At 37.3% G+C, this 13200-nt stretch carries 12 protein-coding genes; 6 read left to right on the top strand and 6 right to left on the bottom strand.

Going from position 1 to position 13200, the window contains the following annotated elements:
- Nucleotides 1-234: 234 nt before the first annotated feature.
- The 6 genes from mutL to ACQ76T_RS13235 all read left to right on the top strand — a co-directional run bounded on the left by mutL (nucleotide 235) and on the right by ACQ76T_RS13235 (nucleotide 5623).
- Entirely contained in the window at nucleotides 235-2031 is a 1797-nt protein-coding gene (mutL, locus tag ACQ76T_RS13260; RefSeq protein ID WP_431343790.1) for a DNA mismatch repair endonuclease MutL, read from the top strand.
- A gap of 5 nt (nucleotides 2032-2036) precedes the next feature.
- Complete coding sequence (locus ACQ76T_RS13255; RefSeq protein WP_431343789.1) at nucleotides 2037-2765, top strand: rhomboid family intramembrane serine protease; 729 nt, start codon at nucleotides 2037-2039, stop codon at nucleotides 2763-2765.
- 9 nt (nucleotides 2766-2774) lie between these two features.
- Nucleotides 2775-3767 (top strand): endonuclease/exonuclease/phosphatase family protein, encoded by a 993-nt coding sequence (locus ACQ76T_RS13250; protein WP_431343788.1) that lies wholly within the window; start codon nucleotides 2775-2777, stop codon nucleotides 3765-3767.
- Nucleotides 3768-3843: 76 nt separating this feature from the next.
- Complete coding sequence (locus ACQ76T_RS13245; protein ID WP_431343787.1) at nucleotides 3844-4815, top strand: endonuclease/exonuclease/phosphatase family protein; 972 nt, start codon at nucleotides 3844-3846, stop codon at nucleotides 4813-4815.
- A gap of 4 nt (nucleotides 4816-4819) precedes the next feature.
- On the top strand, nucleotides 4820-5182 hold the full coding sequence (locus tag ACQ76T_RS13240) for a hypothetical protein (protein WP_431343786.1): 363 nt from the start codon (nucleotides 4820-4822) through the stop codon (nucleotides 5180-5182).
- Between the two features lie 27 nt (nucleotides 5183-5209).
- Nucleotides 5210-5623, top strand: coding sequence for a hypothetical protein (locus tag ACQ76T_RS13235; RefSeq protein WP_431343785.1), 414 nt, complete (start codon nucleotides 5210-5212; stop codon nucleotides 5621-5623).
- Between the two features lie 57 nt (nucleotides 5624-5680).
- Here ACQ76T_RS13235 and ACQ76T_RS13230 read toward each other — a convergent pair whose 3' ends face one another.
- From ACQ76T_RS13230 to ACQ76T_RS13205, 6 genes are all read right to left on the bottom strand, one after another.
- Nucleotides 5681-7195, bottom strand: a complete 1515-nt coding sequence (locus ACQ76T_RS13230; protein WP_431343784.1) for a GH3 auxin-responsive promoter family protein — start codon at nucleotides 7193-7195, stop codon at nucleotides 5681-5683.
- Between the two features lie 105 nt (nucleotides 7196-7300).
- Nucleotides 7301-7711, bottom strand: coding sequence for a BrxA/BrxB family bacilliredoxin (locus tag ACQ76T_RS13225; RefSeq protein WP_027372869.1), 411 nt, complete (start codon nucleotides 7709-7711; stop codon nucleotides 7301-7303).
- A gap of 448 nt (nucleotides 7712-8159) precedes the next feature.
- A complete protein-coding gene (locus tag ACQ76T_RS13220) occupies nucleotides 8160-8606 on the bottom strand; it encodes a GatB/YqeY domain-containing protein (protein ID WP_422695300.1) in 447 nt (148 codons plus the stop codon).
- 89 nt (nucleotides 8607-8695) lie between these two features.
- Nucleotides 8696-10612: a cell division protein FtsZ gene (gene ftsZ, locus ACQ76T_RS13215; protein WP_431343783.1), complete on the bottom strand. Its 1917-nt coding sequence runs from the start codon at nucleotides 10610-10612 to the stop codon at nucleotides 8696-8698.
- Nucleotides 10613-10733: 121 nt separating this feature from the next.
- On the bottom strand, nucleotides 10734-12116 hold the full coding sequence (gene ftsA, locus ACQ76T_RS13210; RefSeq protein WP_431343782.1) for a cell division protein FtsA: 1383 nt from the start codon (nucleotides 12114-12116) through the stop codon (nucleotides 10734-10736).
- 87 nt (nucleotides 12117-12203) lie between these two features.
- The gene (locus tag ACQ76T_RS13205; protein ID WP_431343781.1) at nucleotides 12204-13178 is read right to left on the bottom strand and encodes a cell division protein FtsQ/DivIB; all 975 of its coding nucleotides are present in this window, start codon (nucleotides 13176-13178) and stop codon (nucleotides 12204-12206) included.
- Between the last annotated feature and the right edge of the window lie 22 nt (nucleotides 13179-13200).

The raw sequence follows: 13200 nt of genomic DNA, 5'->3' as shown, positions 1-13200 counted from the left end.
AAAGAAAACTCAAGTTGACCAGAGAATAATTATTTCGCCCTATTTTTTCAGGATCATAAAAATAGATATTTTGCATACAAATGAAGAGGCCTGCTAAAGCCCTTCTTTACAAACATTAAAAAACCGGATGGGGATAAATACGGTAAAAATGTTGATAATTAAATATTAAATCCGGGTTTTATTATTTTAATTCCCGTTTTCATTGACTATTTTTGTAAGTTGATTTACGTTTTTATGTCAGATATTATTCAGCTTTTACCGGATCATGTAGCGAACCAAATTGCAGCGGGAGAGGTGGTGCAGAGACCAGCATCCATCGTGAAGGAACTTTTGGAAAACGCTATAGATGCAGATGCAACAAAAATTGAACTGATCATCAGGGATGCCGGAAAAAATCTCATTCAGGTAGTAGATGACGGAAAAGGAATGTCCGAAACAGATGCAAGAATGGCATTTGAAAGACACGCCACTTCCAAGATCAAAGGAACGGAAGATATCTTTAAGATCGCTACAAAAGGATTTCGGGGCGAGGCACTGGCTTCTATTGCTGCCGTTTCTCAGGTTGAGCTGAGAACAAAACAGAGAGACACCTCCATCGGAACTAATATTTATATAGAAGGTGGAGTTTTCCAGTTTCAGGATCCGATTCAAACAGCAGAAGGATCCAACTTTTTAGTCAAAAATCTTTTTTATAACGTTCCTGCAAGAAGAAAGTTTCTGAAAAACAATAATATCGAATTCAGACACGTAATTGATGAATTTCAACGGGTAGCACTCGCTCATGAGAACCTGGAGTTTTCCCTGTTCCATGATGATGAAGCCGTTTTCAGATTGAGAAAAGGAAGTCAGATGCAGCGTATTGTAGATGTTTTCGGAAGAAAATTACAGCCGCTTTTAATTCCTATTAAAGAAGATATTATTTGGTGTAAGCTTCATGGTTTTGTTGCGAAGCCTGAAGGAGCAAAGAAAGCACGAGGAGAGCAGTTCCTTTTTGTGAATGGAAGATATTTCAGAAGTCCATACTTCAATAAAGCCGTTCAGGAAGCTTTTGAAGGACTTCTTCAACCAGGATATGTACCTTCGTTTTTCCTTTTTCTGGAGCTTGATCCGGAGAAGATCGATGTGAATATTCATCCACAGAAAACAGAAGTGAAATTTGAAGACGAGCATCTTATTTTTGCTTTGCTTCGTTCAACCATTAAAAGATCTTTAGGAATTTATAATGTTTCTCCAAGCCTTGATTTCGACAGAGATCCGGAACTGGATGAAATGATGAATAAACCAATGCCAAGTAAAGGAAATGGAGGAGGAATTGGTGGAGGCATTATCAAAATGCCAGAAATTATTGTTGATAAAGACTATAATCCGTTTCTGGAAGAGAGAAATGTAGTGCATCCAGAAGAAATTCAAAACCTTACGGAAATGTATCATCAGAATATTACCGCAGAACCTTCAAAGATCAATTTGTTTGAAGATGAAGATTTTGATGAAGATCTGATGAGACTTCCCAATGGCTACTGGCTTCTTAATAAAGAAGATGTTACGCTGATGCTGGATTTGGGAAGAATGCACAGACTTTTGGTATCGGAAACGAACAAATCTACCCGAAAATCGAGTACCAACAGCCATGCTCTTCTTTTTTCTCTGGAGTATCATATGAACGAAATTGAGAAAAATAAGTACAATTCGATCAAAAAATATCTTCCTGAATTAGGGTTTGACATGAAAATTGCTCATGAAAGTGTACTGAGGATAGATTCTCTTCCTGAAGGTCTGAAAGAAACCCAGGCCATGAAATTTCTGGAAAACCTTTTTGAGATCCTGGAATATAAAACGGAAGAAGAATTTATGCAGTATTATCTCAACCAATGGAACAAAATGCAGTCGAAATCGAGATTCGATTTTATTTATAAAAAAGATGCGGAACAGGTTATCAAAGACTTTACAGCACTAGGCTTCCCGGAATTTCTACCGGATGGTAAAAGGTGTTTCTTTGAAGTTCCGTTTAATGATTTAAAAAACAAATTTTAAAAAATATGTTTAACAATATACCACCGATTACAAGGAATATCATTATCATTAATGTTATTGTATTCATCGCTACCTATATACTGGGAGATCAGATGATCGGCTATTTTGCAGCCTTTTATCCTTTTTCTCCTGATTTTCACTCATGGCAGATTGTTACTCATATGTTTATGCATGGAAGTATCATGCACATTTTGTTTAATATGATGACGCTGTTTAGTTTTGGTCCTATTCTGGAACAAACATTAGGAGATAAGAAATATCTGATTCTTTATTTTGCAAGTGGTTTAGGAGCCTTTTTTCTTTTCAATGCGTGGAATTTTGTAGAAGTTCAGAGTATTTCTCATGAATTGCAGGAACTTGGTTTCAATATAAATGCATATTTATCGGGTGCAAGTGTTAATTTTTCCGGAAATGCAGATTCTATCCTTAAGCAGAGAGAGTTAATTGGAAGCTTAAAAGCCATTATGTATACTCCTATGGTCGGTGCTTCCGGAGCTATTTTCGGAGTTGTAGCTGCATTTGCAACATTATATCCAGATGCTAAAATTGGAATTATGTTTATCCCTGTCCCAATGAAAGTAAAATATCTTCTTCCTATTATTGTGGTAATTTCAGTTTACCTTGGAGTTTCCGGTAATGGAGGAGGTATTGCTCATCTAGCTCACGTTGGAGGCGCGTTGGTAGGCTGGCTTCTGGCGAGAAACTGGAGAAAGCATCTGTACAGATTTAATTAATCTGATTCTGTGAAGATTTTTCGACTTATACTGCTGATTCTACATCTGGGAATATTGTTTCTGTTATTGGGAACTTTATTAAACGCTTATGTACCACCCAAAATCTTTCCGTGGTTTAATCTCCTTTCTTTAGGCTTTCCGGTATTGATGATCGCGTATATTATTCTGACTGTATTTTGGGTATTCAGCTGGAAAAAAAGAGCTTTTGTCTTTATGTTTGCCGGATTGGCTTTTATAAACCCTGTAAAACGATGGGTTAATTATTCTTCTGATAAAAAGGGAACTCCTGACATAAAAGTCATTTCCTTTAATACAAGAGCAGGTGGATGGGGCAAAAAAAAGATCGAAGCCTATCTTAAACCTCAGAATGCAGATGTCATTCTTTTACAGGAAGATGGGGCGGTGATATATAAGCTTGAAGGATATCATATGGTTAATTCCAATGATCTTTTTGCGGTGCTGACTAAGCATAAAATTATCAGCCATAAAGTATTGGGAGGGTACGATGGAAATGTAAAAATTTCCGGACTACAGGCAGATATAGAGATTAAAGGAAAGATATATCGTTTCATTGATGTTCATCTTCAGTCTTTTCATTTTGAAAAAGATATGGTTCAACTTAACGGAAATTCCAATGATGATGAAGAAAAGCTAAAAGATATTGTGAAAATGCTTATTCCTACCTTCAAAGAGCATCAGGGGCAGGTAGAGCTCTTGCAGCAATTCATCGAAAATTCACCCTACCCTGTTATTTTGGGCGGAGATTTTAATTCTGTTCCCAACTCTTATGAATATTACCACTTATCTCAGAAACTTGATGATGCTTTTGTGACCGCAGGGAAAGGAAGTGCAACTACTTTTCACGATTATAAGTTTCCGATTAGAATTGATTATGTTTTTTCTTCAAAAAATATACGGGCATTTTCTTATGAAGTAGACCGTTCTGTAAAGCTTTCAGATCATTTTCCGGTGACTGTAAAGTTTTCATTATCTGATAAATAATTAAAAAAATAGTTAAAATTTGGCTCGTTGGTAAGGTTTTTGCTTAAAAAAATCCGTACCAAGACCGCTTTTTTTCATGAAGTTGAATCAGATATTATTATTTGCACATATTGCTATTGCAGTTCTGCTTTTATGCACACTGGGAAATGCATGGGTTCCTCCTAATCTTTTGAGTAGCCTTAATCTTCTTTCTCTTGGTTTCCCCTACCTGATGGTTACGTATATTATTCTTACGTTCGTTTGGGTATTTAAAAGACAAAAAATTGCTATTGCTTTTGCATTAGGTACGCTTATTTTTTTCAATCCAATCAGACGATGGGTTAATTTTTCTCCTAAAACAGATAATTTAAAAACGATACGTGACATCAAAGTTTTAACCTTTAATGTGAAGTATGGTGAATATGGATGGGATAAGGTCAAAAAATATATCAAGGATCAGGATGCAGACATCATTCTGGTTCAGGAAAAAGATACCAACCGTGCTATAAAGAGAGATCTTGTGAAGTACCCGTCAGTTATCCTTAAAACTAAGCATAAAATTGTAAGACAGGATAAGCTGATTGATGAAAAAGCCCGTGGAAATTCGTTTTATGCCGATGTGGATATTAACGGTAAAATTATCAGAATTGTAAATGTTTATCTGGAACCGTTCAGACTTCACAAATCTATGTTTACAAAACTGGAAGGGTTAGGCTTCGGAAATATTTCTAACTTGCTTTCTCATATGACACCTACATTTCAGGCACATGAGGAACAGGTAAATAAAATCAGAAAAATAGTAGACTTATCGCCTTATCCTGTTATTCTGGCTGGAGACTTTAACTCTGTTCCCAATTCTTATGAATATTATAATCTTGGAAAAGATCTTCAGGATGCATTTTTAGTGGCCGGGAAGGGAAGTGCCAGTAGTTTTCACGACTATAAAGTGCCTCTAAGGATCGATTATATCTTTACTTCCAAATCTATCATCCCTTTAAGTTATAAAGTAGATCATACCGTAGAATTATCAGATCACTATCCGGTAATTGCAGAATTTCTGCTAAATTAGTTCCATGAAAAACGTACTGCCTGCTATTTTTATTCTTACAGTTCTGTTCACTGCCTGCTCCAAGAAAGAGTCTCCCGGATTTGCTGAAGATCAGGATATTAAAATGCATTATGATACTACAGCTGTTGATTCCTTTTCAACCGGAGCTGTTTCCGTAGATATTGCCCGAAAGATAAGAATGTCATCTCCTCAGTATCTGGATTCTGTAAAACAGGCTAAAAAACTGGCAGAAGAAGAGAAAAAGCTGAAAGCAGAGCTTGAAAAAGAAAATAAAGCAAAGCTGGATGACGAGAAGAAAAAAGCAGAAGCTGAGAAGAAGTCTAAAGCAGCAGAAACACCAGCCACTCACGAAACCAAAGCTGAATAATACCAAACCTTTTTAAAAATATATAATATGAAAAAGCAAATCCTTGCCGCAATGGCGATCTCTTTGTTCGCTGTTGCATGTACCAAATCTTCAACAAAAACAGAGCAGGTAGAAAATGCTGATGGCTCTGTTACCACGACAACAACTACTGTTACGGAAACTCCGTCTGATATCGTTGATACTGCTAAGATCAACAAAACAAAAGAAGATGCAAAAGTAAAAGTAGACGAAGCGGGTAATAAGATAGATGCTGCTGCACAAAAAGCAAAAGAAAAAATTGATGCTACTGCCGACAAGACTAAGCAAGATCTTAACAAAGCTGGAAAAGACATCAAAGAAGAAGCGAATAAAGTAGGTAAAGATGCTAAAGAAGCAGCTAAAAAAGGAGCTTCAAAAGTAGAGGAAGCTGCCAAAAAAGTAAAAGAAGACTTAAGCAAATAAAATAAAAACCGCAATCCAACTGGGTTGCGTTTTTTTTATCTTCAAAAATCCTGCTTATTATCTGTTCAGTTCAAGAAGAGGATCTATATATTCTCTGTCATTACTTAATCTCGGGACTTTATTCTGGCCGCCAAGTTTTCCTTTAGATTCCAGCCAGTTGTAGAAGAGATTCTGTTTGGCAATATGAATAATAGGTCTTTTCAGCGTTATATTGTTATATCTTTTGGCTTCATAATCAGAGTTGATGGCTTTTAAATGCTGATCAAAAGAATCAATAAAATTTTCCAGGCTATTAGGTTTTTGGCTGAACTCAAAAATCCATTCATGGGCACCTCCATCGTTTTCTTTCATAAAAACGGGAGCCCCTGTGAACTCTGTAATCGAAGCGCCGGTAACTTCACAAGCCCTGGAGATGGCAGACTCTACATTGGTGATCATCAGTTCTTCACCGAAGGCATTGATATAGTGCTTTGTTCGTCCTGTAATTTTAATTCGGAAGGGATTGATGGAGGTAAATACTACCGTGTCTCCAATAAGGTACCTCCATAAGCCTCCATTAGTGGTGATGACCATGGCATAATTTTTTCCTACTTCCACGTCTTCCAAACTTACGACCTTTGGATTGGAAAAATGGAACTCATCCATAGGAATAAACTCGTAGAATATTCCATAATCTAACATCAGAAGCATTTCATCACTGTTAGGTCTGTCCTGTATCCCGAAGAAACCTTCAGATGCATTGTAAATTTCGTAGTAATTGATGTTTTTTCCGATGATCTGCTTGAATTGCTCCCTGTAGGGTTTAAAACTGATTCCACCGTGGAAAAACACCTCCAAATTCGGCCAGAGCTCAGAAATGCTTCCTACCTCAGTTTCCTTCAGAACTCTTTGTAAAAGAACCATCATCCAGCTTGGTACCCCCAAAATACTTCCAACGTCTTCATTTTTTACTTCCGAAGTAATTGCTTTAAGTTTGCTTTCCCATTCACCCATCAAAGAGACCTTCTTACTTGGCGTTGTGGTTATCTCCACCCAAAACGGGAGATTATCAATTAAAATGGCAGATAAATCGCCAAATTTTGTGTTAAAATCGGCATACAGTTCGGAGCTTCCTCCTAAACGTAGGTTTTTATAGTTGAAAAGCTGATTTTCGGGATGATTATTGGCATAAATGGAAACCATATCTTTACCAGCCTTCATGTGGCAGTATTCAAGGCTTTCTGCTGAAATTGGAATGAACTTACTTTTGGCATTCGTAGTTCCGGAAGACTTCGCAAAATGTTTAATATAGCCTGGCCAGCTTACATCCTTTTGTCCCTGCCTTGCTTTCTGAATATAGGGTTCCATTTCTTCATAAGTAACGATTGGGACTTTATTTTTAAAATCCTGATAGCTAGAGATAGAATTGAATCCGTATTGTTTACCATATTCTGTGTCTTCCGCATGAAACAGCTGGGAGAACAAGATACCCTTCTGTGTTTCAATGGGATGATCCATGAAATTCTGTATCTGATCTATCCTCTGACGGATGAACCAGTTGACTACGGTATTAAAAAGTGCTTTGGTTGCCATTCCAACAAATATAATGATATTTGAATTTTCAGAAAATTTTTTCTCAGATTAAATAAAAAAACCGTTACAGGAATTGTAACGGCTTAATATTGAATGTGTTAATTATTAACAGTACTCGTCGTAAGCAGCCTGAAGGTTGGCAGCAATAGCTCCTGCTGGATTCCCTTCGATGTGGTGTCTTTCCAGCATGTGAACCAATTCACCATCTTTGAAAAGCGCTACACATGGAGAGCTTGGAGGGAATGGAGCAAGGTGTTTTCTTGCTTCAACCACTGCCTCAGTATCAAATCCTGCGAATACAGTTGTTAAGTGATCAGGTTTTTTATCTCCTGTTAAAGAGTACACTACTCCCGGTCTTGCAGCTCCTGCAGCACATCCGCATACGGAGTTGATAACCAATAGTGTAGTTCCAGACTGCTTAAGAGCGTCTTCTACCTGAGCAGGAGTTGTTAAATCCTGAAAACCTTTATCTGTAAGTTCCGCCTTCATTGGCATTACTAAATCTGTTGGATACATATTTTTTGTTTTTTTATCTCTACAAAGTTAAGCAATTCTTTAGTTTTGATCAATATATAATAACTATCAAAGGTTTAGTCATATAAAATTAATCAAATATTAATATTGTAATAATATTCATAAAAAAGTGAATTAAGATTAGGAATAATGGAATATATTTATTAAATTTGAAATGATTCTGAAAAACAAACGACCATGAAAAAAACATTTAAGGCTTTCCCTCAAGCAATCAACTAGTTAAATGCTGTCTGAAATTTGCAGATAGTTTTATTCTTTTTCTTCAGTTTAGAATCGAACTGAATAATAAATTTTAATATCCAAAAAAACGAAACCCGGAACGTAAAGTCCCGGGTTTCTAATCAAATCGATATGCAAAGGTTGAATATCCTAGTGTAATGACGGAAGTGCATGGTTGCTACTGACGGCAAAATACCTTCAGCAGGCTTACTTATGACAAAAGCTTCTTAGCCATATCAGAGATACTTTTTCCATCTGATTTCCCGGCTAATGCTTTTGATGCAGCTCCCATTACCTTCCCTAAGTCTTTGACAGATTCAGCTCCGGTTTCAGAAATAATGTTTTTGATTTCAGCTTCCAGTTCTTCCGCAGAAAGCTGTTGTGGTAAAAATTTCTCAATTACCTTCATCTGTGCTTCTTCTACTTCAGCAAGATCCTGCCTTCCCTGAGCTGCAAATTGCTCGAAGGAGTCTTTACGTTGTTTGATCATTCTCTGAAGGATAGCAATTTCCTGTTCTGCTGAAACTTCGGCTCCTTTAGCTTCTGTTTTCAGAAGAAGTATTTGAGATTTTACGGCGCGAAGAGAATCCAAAGCAACTCTGTCTTTCTCTCTCATCGCTGTTTTTATAGCTTCACTGATTGTATTTTCTAAACTCATGGTTTTGGCTTTAATGTTGAAGCAATAAGCAGTAAGCCTTTTGATTCGGCTGGAATAGCCCATAGCTTACTGCGTACAGCTTATAGCGTTTAATCTACGTCTTTATTTAAAAATCTGTTTTCTCTGATTTGCATAGAACCATTGTTGTCAGATAAATAAGTATTAATATTCTGATCTGAAGCATTGGTTCCGTCAATGGAAATATTTTTTCTTTTGAAAGCCGGAATAGACTCGAATTCACTTGTGCTGTCAAAACTTTGATAACGCGAATTGAATTCTTTTAGTTTGTTTCTTCTTTCAACAACTCTGTCCTGATCCATCGTTTTGTTCACGAAAGTGAATTCTGATTCTTCAGTTTTTGGAGTCTGAATCTCTGTTTTTGTTTCAAAAACAGGTCTTGTTTCTGTTTTCGGTTCTTCTTGTTTCTGGAAGAATGTTTCTGCTTTCTGAGCGGGTTCTGCTACAGCGCTTGTTGGAGCATTGAACTCTGCTTTAGGCTGTCCAAAATCTGTTTTAGGCTCGCTTCTGGTAGGTTCATTCACGAAGAAACTGAATTCAACGGGTTTTTCCTGAGAAAAAGAATTATTGAACGTATTTCCTGTTTGAGGCTCTTCTTTTTTGTTTTCAAAATCGAAAGAGAAAGATTGAATTTCCAGATCGTTCGGATCATCATGATCTTCATCGGCAGAGAATAAACTGTAGGCATCCTGCTCGTTTTCTTCTTCATTTCTCCAGCCCTGTTCAGGAGTGTTCAGCGTATCTTCTTCTTTATCAGAGAATTTTATTTCTGTTCTGATTTCCTCTTCCTCAATAATCATTTTTTTTTCGATAGAAGTTACCTTGAACTGTGGAGTATCATGGTCTTCGTCATCTAATCTGAAATGATTGCTTCTGTTGGAATCAAAAGTTGTTTCTGAAGCAGTTTCTCTTTCTTCTCTTGTTTTAAAAGGAGACGATTTTGGAGCTTCAAAACTATCGTTAAGGCTGATTCTTATTTTTTCTGTAGGACCAGCAAATTTCTTGTTCTCATTAGAGAATCCAGTTGCAATAACCAGAACGCTTACTGCATCTCCCAGTTCTTCATCAGCACCCACCCCGAAAATGATATCTGCAGTGTTTCCTGCTTCTTTCTGGATGTGATCCATAATGATACCGATTTCATCCATGGTAACTTCTTCAGCACCACTTCTGATCAATAACAGTACATTTTTGGCACCTGTGATTTTATTATCATTCAATAATGGGGAATCAAGGGCTTTTCTTACGGCTTCTTCTGCCTTATTTTCTCCAGAAGCAGATCCTGTAGACATAAGAGCGGTACCAGAGTTCTGAAGTACAGATTTAGCATCTCTAAAGTCGATGTTTACATCAAAGTAACCTGTAATAACTTCTGCCATACCTTTTGCAGCATTGGCTAATACTTCATCCGCTTTTGAGAATCCCTGTTTGAATCCAAGGTTTCCGAATTGCTGTCTCAGTTTATCGTTGTTGATGACAATTAAGGAGTCAACATTATTTTTTAATTTATCAAGTCCGTTTTCAGCCTGTTCCAATCTTCTTTTGCCTTCAAAGCTGAAAGGAACGGTAACGATTCCTACGGTAAGGATTCCCATATCTTTGGCAACCTTGGCAATAACGGGAGCAGCTCCTGTACCGGTACCACCACCCATTCCGGCAGTGATAAACACCATTTTGGTATTTTGACCCATTGCAGCTTTGATATCTTCAATACTTTCTATTGCCGATTTTTCTCCAACTTCAGGGTCAGCGCCAGCTCCCAGACCTTCCGTAATGGTAGTTCCTAGCTGAACTTTATTAGCGACCGGGTTGTTATCAAGCGTTTGAGCATCTGTATTGCAAATCACGAAATCTACTCCGTGAATTCCTTTTTCATACATGTGTTTCAAAGCGTTGTTTCCACCGCCTCCTACACCGATTACTTTTATGATGGATGAATTTCCTTTTGGCAGGTCAAACGAAAATCCTTGTGTACCTATATTTTCCATAACTATTTTTTTAATAATTGATAACTGACAGTTGACGATTGATGCATGATATCTGCTTTAAGTTAATAAATATTATACTATTTTCCGGTATCATTGATCAAAAATTTTCTATCATTTATATTTATTCCACTTCTTCAAAGAATTTTTTTACTTTTTCCATAAGCGACTGCCCAAATGTGAGCTTCGCTTTTCTGTTCTCTTGCTTCTCTCTTGCTGCTGGTTGTTCCTGAACCGGCGCTTCTTCTTTTACAGGTTGAGCGGGTTCTGCCTGTACAACAACGGCTTCTGGTTTCGGCTGTTCAACAACATCTTCAATGATTTCGTCAGCATTCTGCTTTTTATCGCGGATTTTTAAACTCTCCATTAGCAATCCAATAGAGGTAGCAAATTCAGGACCTTTCAGATACTGATTTTTATCGTTGGCGATATATTCGTTGGCAAAACCAATTCTGCTGTCGAAACCTGTTGTATAGTTGGCGAGCTGACGAAGGTGTTTAAGGTTGGAACCACCACCTGTCAGAACAATTCCGGCAATCAGCTTTTTCTTTTGTTCAAAAGCTCCGTATGCCTTTAGCTCTGTATTTACCATTTCAAGAATTTCTTCAACTCTTGCATTGATGATCTGTGCTAAAGTTTTTAAAGAAATTTCTTTATCCGGTCTTCCATGAAGGCCCGGTATTGTTACAAAAGTACTGTCTTTTTCCAATTCGGGAACAGCCGAACCGAATTTTACTTTCAATTGTTCAGCATGTTTCTCAATAATAGAGCAACCTTCTTTGATGTCTTCTGTAATAATTCCTCCTCCGTATGGAATTACACAGGTATGACGGATGATATTATCTTTAAAAATGGCAATATCCGTAGTACCACCACCAATGTCTACAATAGCAACGCCGGCTTCTTTTTCTTCTTTGGTAAGAACGGCTTCTGAAGAGGCTAGAGGCTCCAGAGTAAGGGCTTCCATTTCTAATCCTGCTTCACGTACGCATCTTGCAATATTTCGGATGCTTCCCATTTGTCCTACAACAACATGGAAGTTAGCTTCTAAACGTTTTCCGTGCATCCCGACAGGCTCCTGAATTTCACCTTCGGAATCCACTTTATATTCTTGAGGAAGTACATGGATAATTTCTTCTCCAGGAAGCATGACCAGCTTTTTCACCTGATCTTTTAATGCTTCAATGTCGTCGTCTGTAATAAATTTATCCGGATGTTCACGCATAATATAATCGGAGTGCTGCAGAGAACGGATGTGTTTTCCTGCAATACCTACCGTAACCTTGCGGATAGGAACTCCGGCACTGGACTGTGCCTCGGTAACTGCAGCCTTGATTGAATTAATGGTTTGTGATATATTATTCACAATTCCTTTATGAACACCAAGACTTTTAGCTTTTCCTACACCGAGAACTTCTATTTTCCCGTGTGCATTCCTTCTTCCGACAATCGCGACTATCTTCGTTGTCCCGATGTCCAGACCTACTGAATACTCTTGATTTTCCATTTTTATATCGATTTGATTTTTTCTACTTTTTCCATGATCAGGACGATGTCCTGGCTTGTGTTACAATATCTTTTTTGAGACGTGTTTTTATTCTATTTTTACCTTGGCTTTTGACTTAGGCTTGGACTGCGCCGTTGCCACTGTTTTTTTCTCTGTTTTTTTTGTTTCCTTTGTGTGTGTTTTTGTTTTTGTGCTTTCTTTAGGTTGGGAAGCGACAGGTTTTGTTTTCTTTGTTTCGGCAAGCTTTGGTTTGATGTCTGTTTTTTTAGAGGCCATCAGTGAAGGAGCTTTTGCCATTTCCTGTTTTCCTGCTTTTAAAATACTGTCATTTTCTTTAAAATAGGGGTTTAAAGTTGTAACAATCTGATTCTGATATTTTACAGAAACCATACTGTATTTTTGCGGGTCCTGATATACCAGGTATTTTTCCACAAAGGTTTTAAATCCTTTTACTTTAAATTCAATATTTTCCAGATCTCCGATTTCCACTCTGTAGTTTCCTTCGCTTGTCAGAAGACTGTAACTTTCTTTATTTTTTGAAATTCCGATGAAGTATTTCTTGCTAAAATCATCTTTATCAATCTTTTCAACCAATTCTGCCAGCTTTTCATATTCATCAGGCTGCACATTTCCTGTTACCAGCATACAAGGATGTGAGTAGGTTCTTGAAATCGGGAATTCCACTCCTTTTTCATCCACATAAAAATCTCTTCCATCTTTATTGAGCCTGAAAACAGGAACTCTCTGTTTGATATCCAGATTAAGTTTTCCGTTTAGGTTTAGGTAAACGTTGGCACTGTCGACGGCAGGAAGAGAATTGATCTTTTTCTCTAAAGCAGGAATGTTCAGGTCTCCTACTTTTCCGGATGGGTTTTCTCTTTTTACAATTTCCCTGATATCTTTTTCGTCTACAAAATAAACCGGAGTCCTCTCGCTCATCTTTACAGAAATCTTATTATCTGTAATCTGCTCACGACTGAATCTTCCCAACGAGAAGCTCAGCAATAATCCGAGGATGATTACGGTGACAACAATTTTTAATATTCTGTATTTATTTTTCATATTTTTCTTTAGCCGCTAAGGA

The sequence above is a fragment of the Chryseobacterium sp. JK1 genome, assembly GCF_050632815.1.
In the GTDB taxonomy this organism is placed as follows: Bacteria; Bacteroidota; Bacteroidia; order Flavobacteriales; family Weeksellaceae; genus Chryseobacterium.
Note: the sequence above shows the minus strand (reverse complement) of the source record. Positions and strands in the feature narration are given on the sequence as shown.

What these genes read in the sequence shown, in the direction of transcription:
- mutL (WP_431343790.1), top strand. Translation starts at nt 235, where the DNA reads ATGTCAGATATTATTCAGCTTTTACCGGATCATGTAGCGAACCAAATT.
- ACQ76T_RS13255 (WP_431343789.1), top strand. Translation starts at nt 2,037, where the DNA reads ATGTTTAACAATATACCACCGATTACAAGGAATATCATTATCATTAAT.
- ACQ76T_RS13245 (WP_431343787.1), top strand. Translation starts at nt 3,844, where the DNA reads ATGAAGTTGAATCAGATATTATTATTTGCACATATTGCTATTGCAGTT.
- ACQ76T_RS13240 (WP_431343786.1), top strand. Translation starts at nt 4,820, where the DNA reads ATGAAAAACGTACTGCCTGCTATTTTTATTCTTACAGTTCTGTTCACT.
- ACQ76T_RS13235 (WP_431343785.1), top strand. Translation starts at nt 5,210, where the DNA reads ATGAAAAAGCAAATCCTTGCCGCAATGGCGATCTCTTTGTTCGCTGTT.
- ACQ76T_RS13230 (WP_431343784.1), bottom strand. Translation starts at nt 7,195, where the DNA reads ATGGCAACCAAAGCACTTTTTAATACCGTAGTCAACTGGTTCATCCGT.
- ACQ76T_RS13225 (WP_027372869.1), bottom strand. Translation starts at nt 7,711, where the DNA reads ATGTATCCAACAGATTTAGTAATGCCAATGAAGGCGGAACTTACAGAT.
- ACQ76T_RS13220 (WP_422695300.1), bottom strand. Translation starts at nt 8,606, where the DNA reads ATGAGTTTAGAAAATACAATCAGTGAAGCTATAAAAACAGCGATGAGA.
- ftsZ (WP_431343783.1), bottom strand. Translation starts at nt 10,612, where the DNA reads ATGGAAAATATAGGTACACAAGGATTTTCGTTTGACCTGCCAAAAGGA.
- ftsA (WP_431343782.1), bottom strand. Translation starts at nt 12,116, where the DNA reads ATGGAAAATCAAGAGTATTCAGTAGGTCTGGACATCGGGACAACGAAG.
- ACQ76T_RS13205 (WP_431343781.1), bottom strand. Translation starts at nt 13,178, where the DNA reads ATGAAAAATAAATACAGAATATTAAAAATTGTTGTCACCGTAATCATC.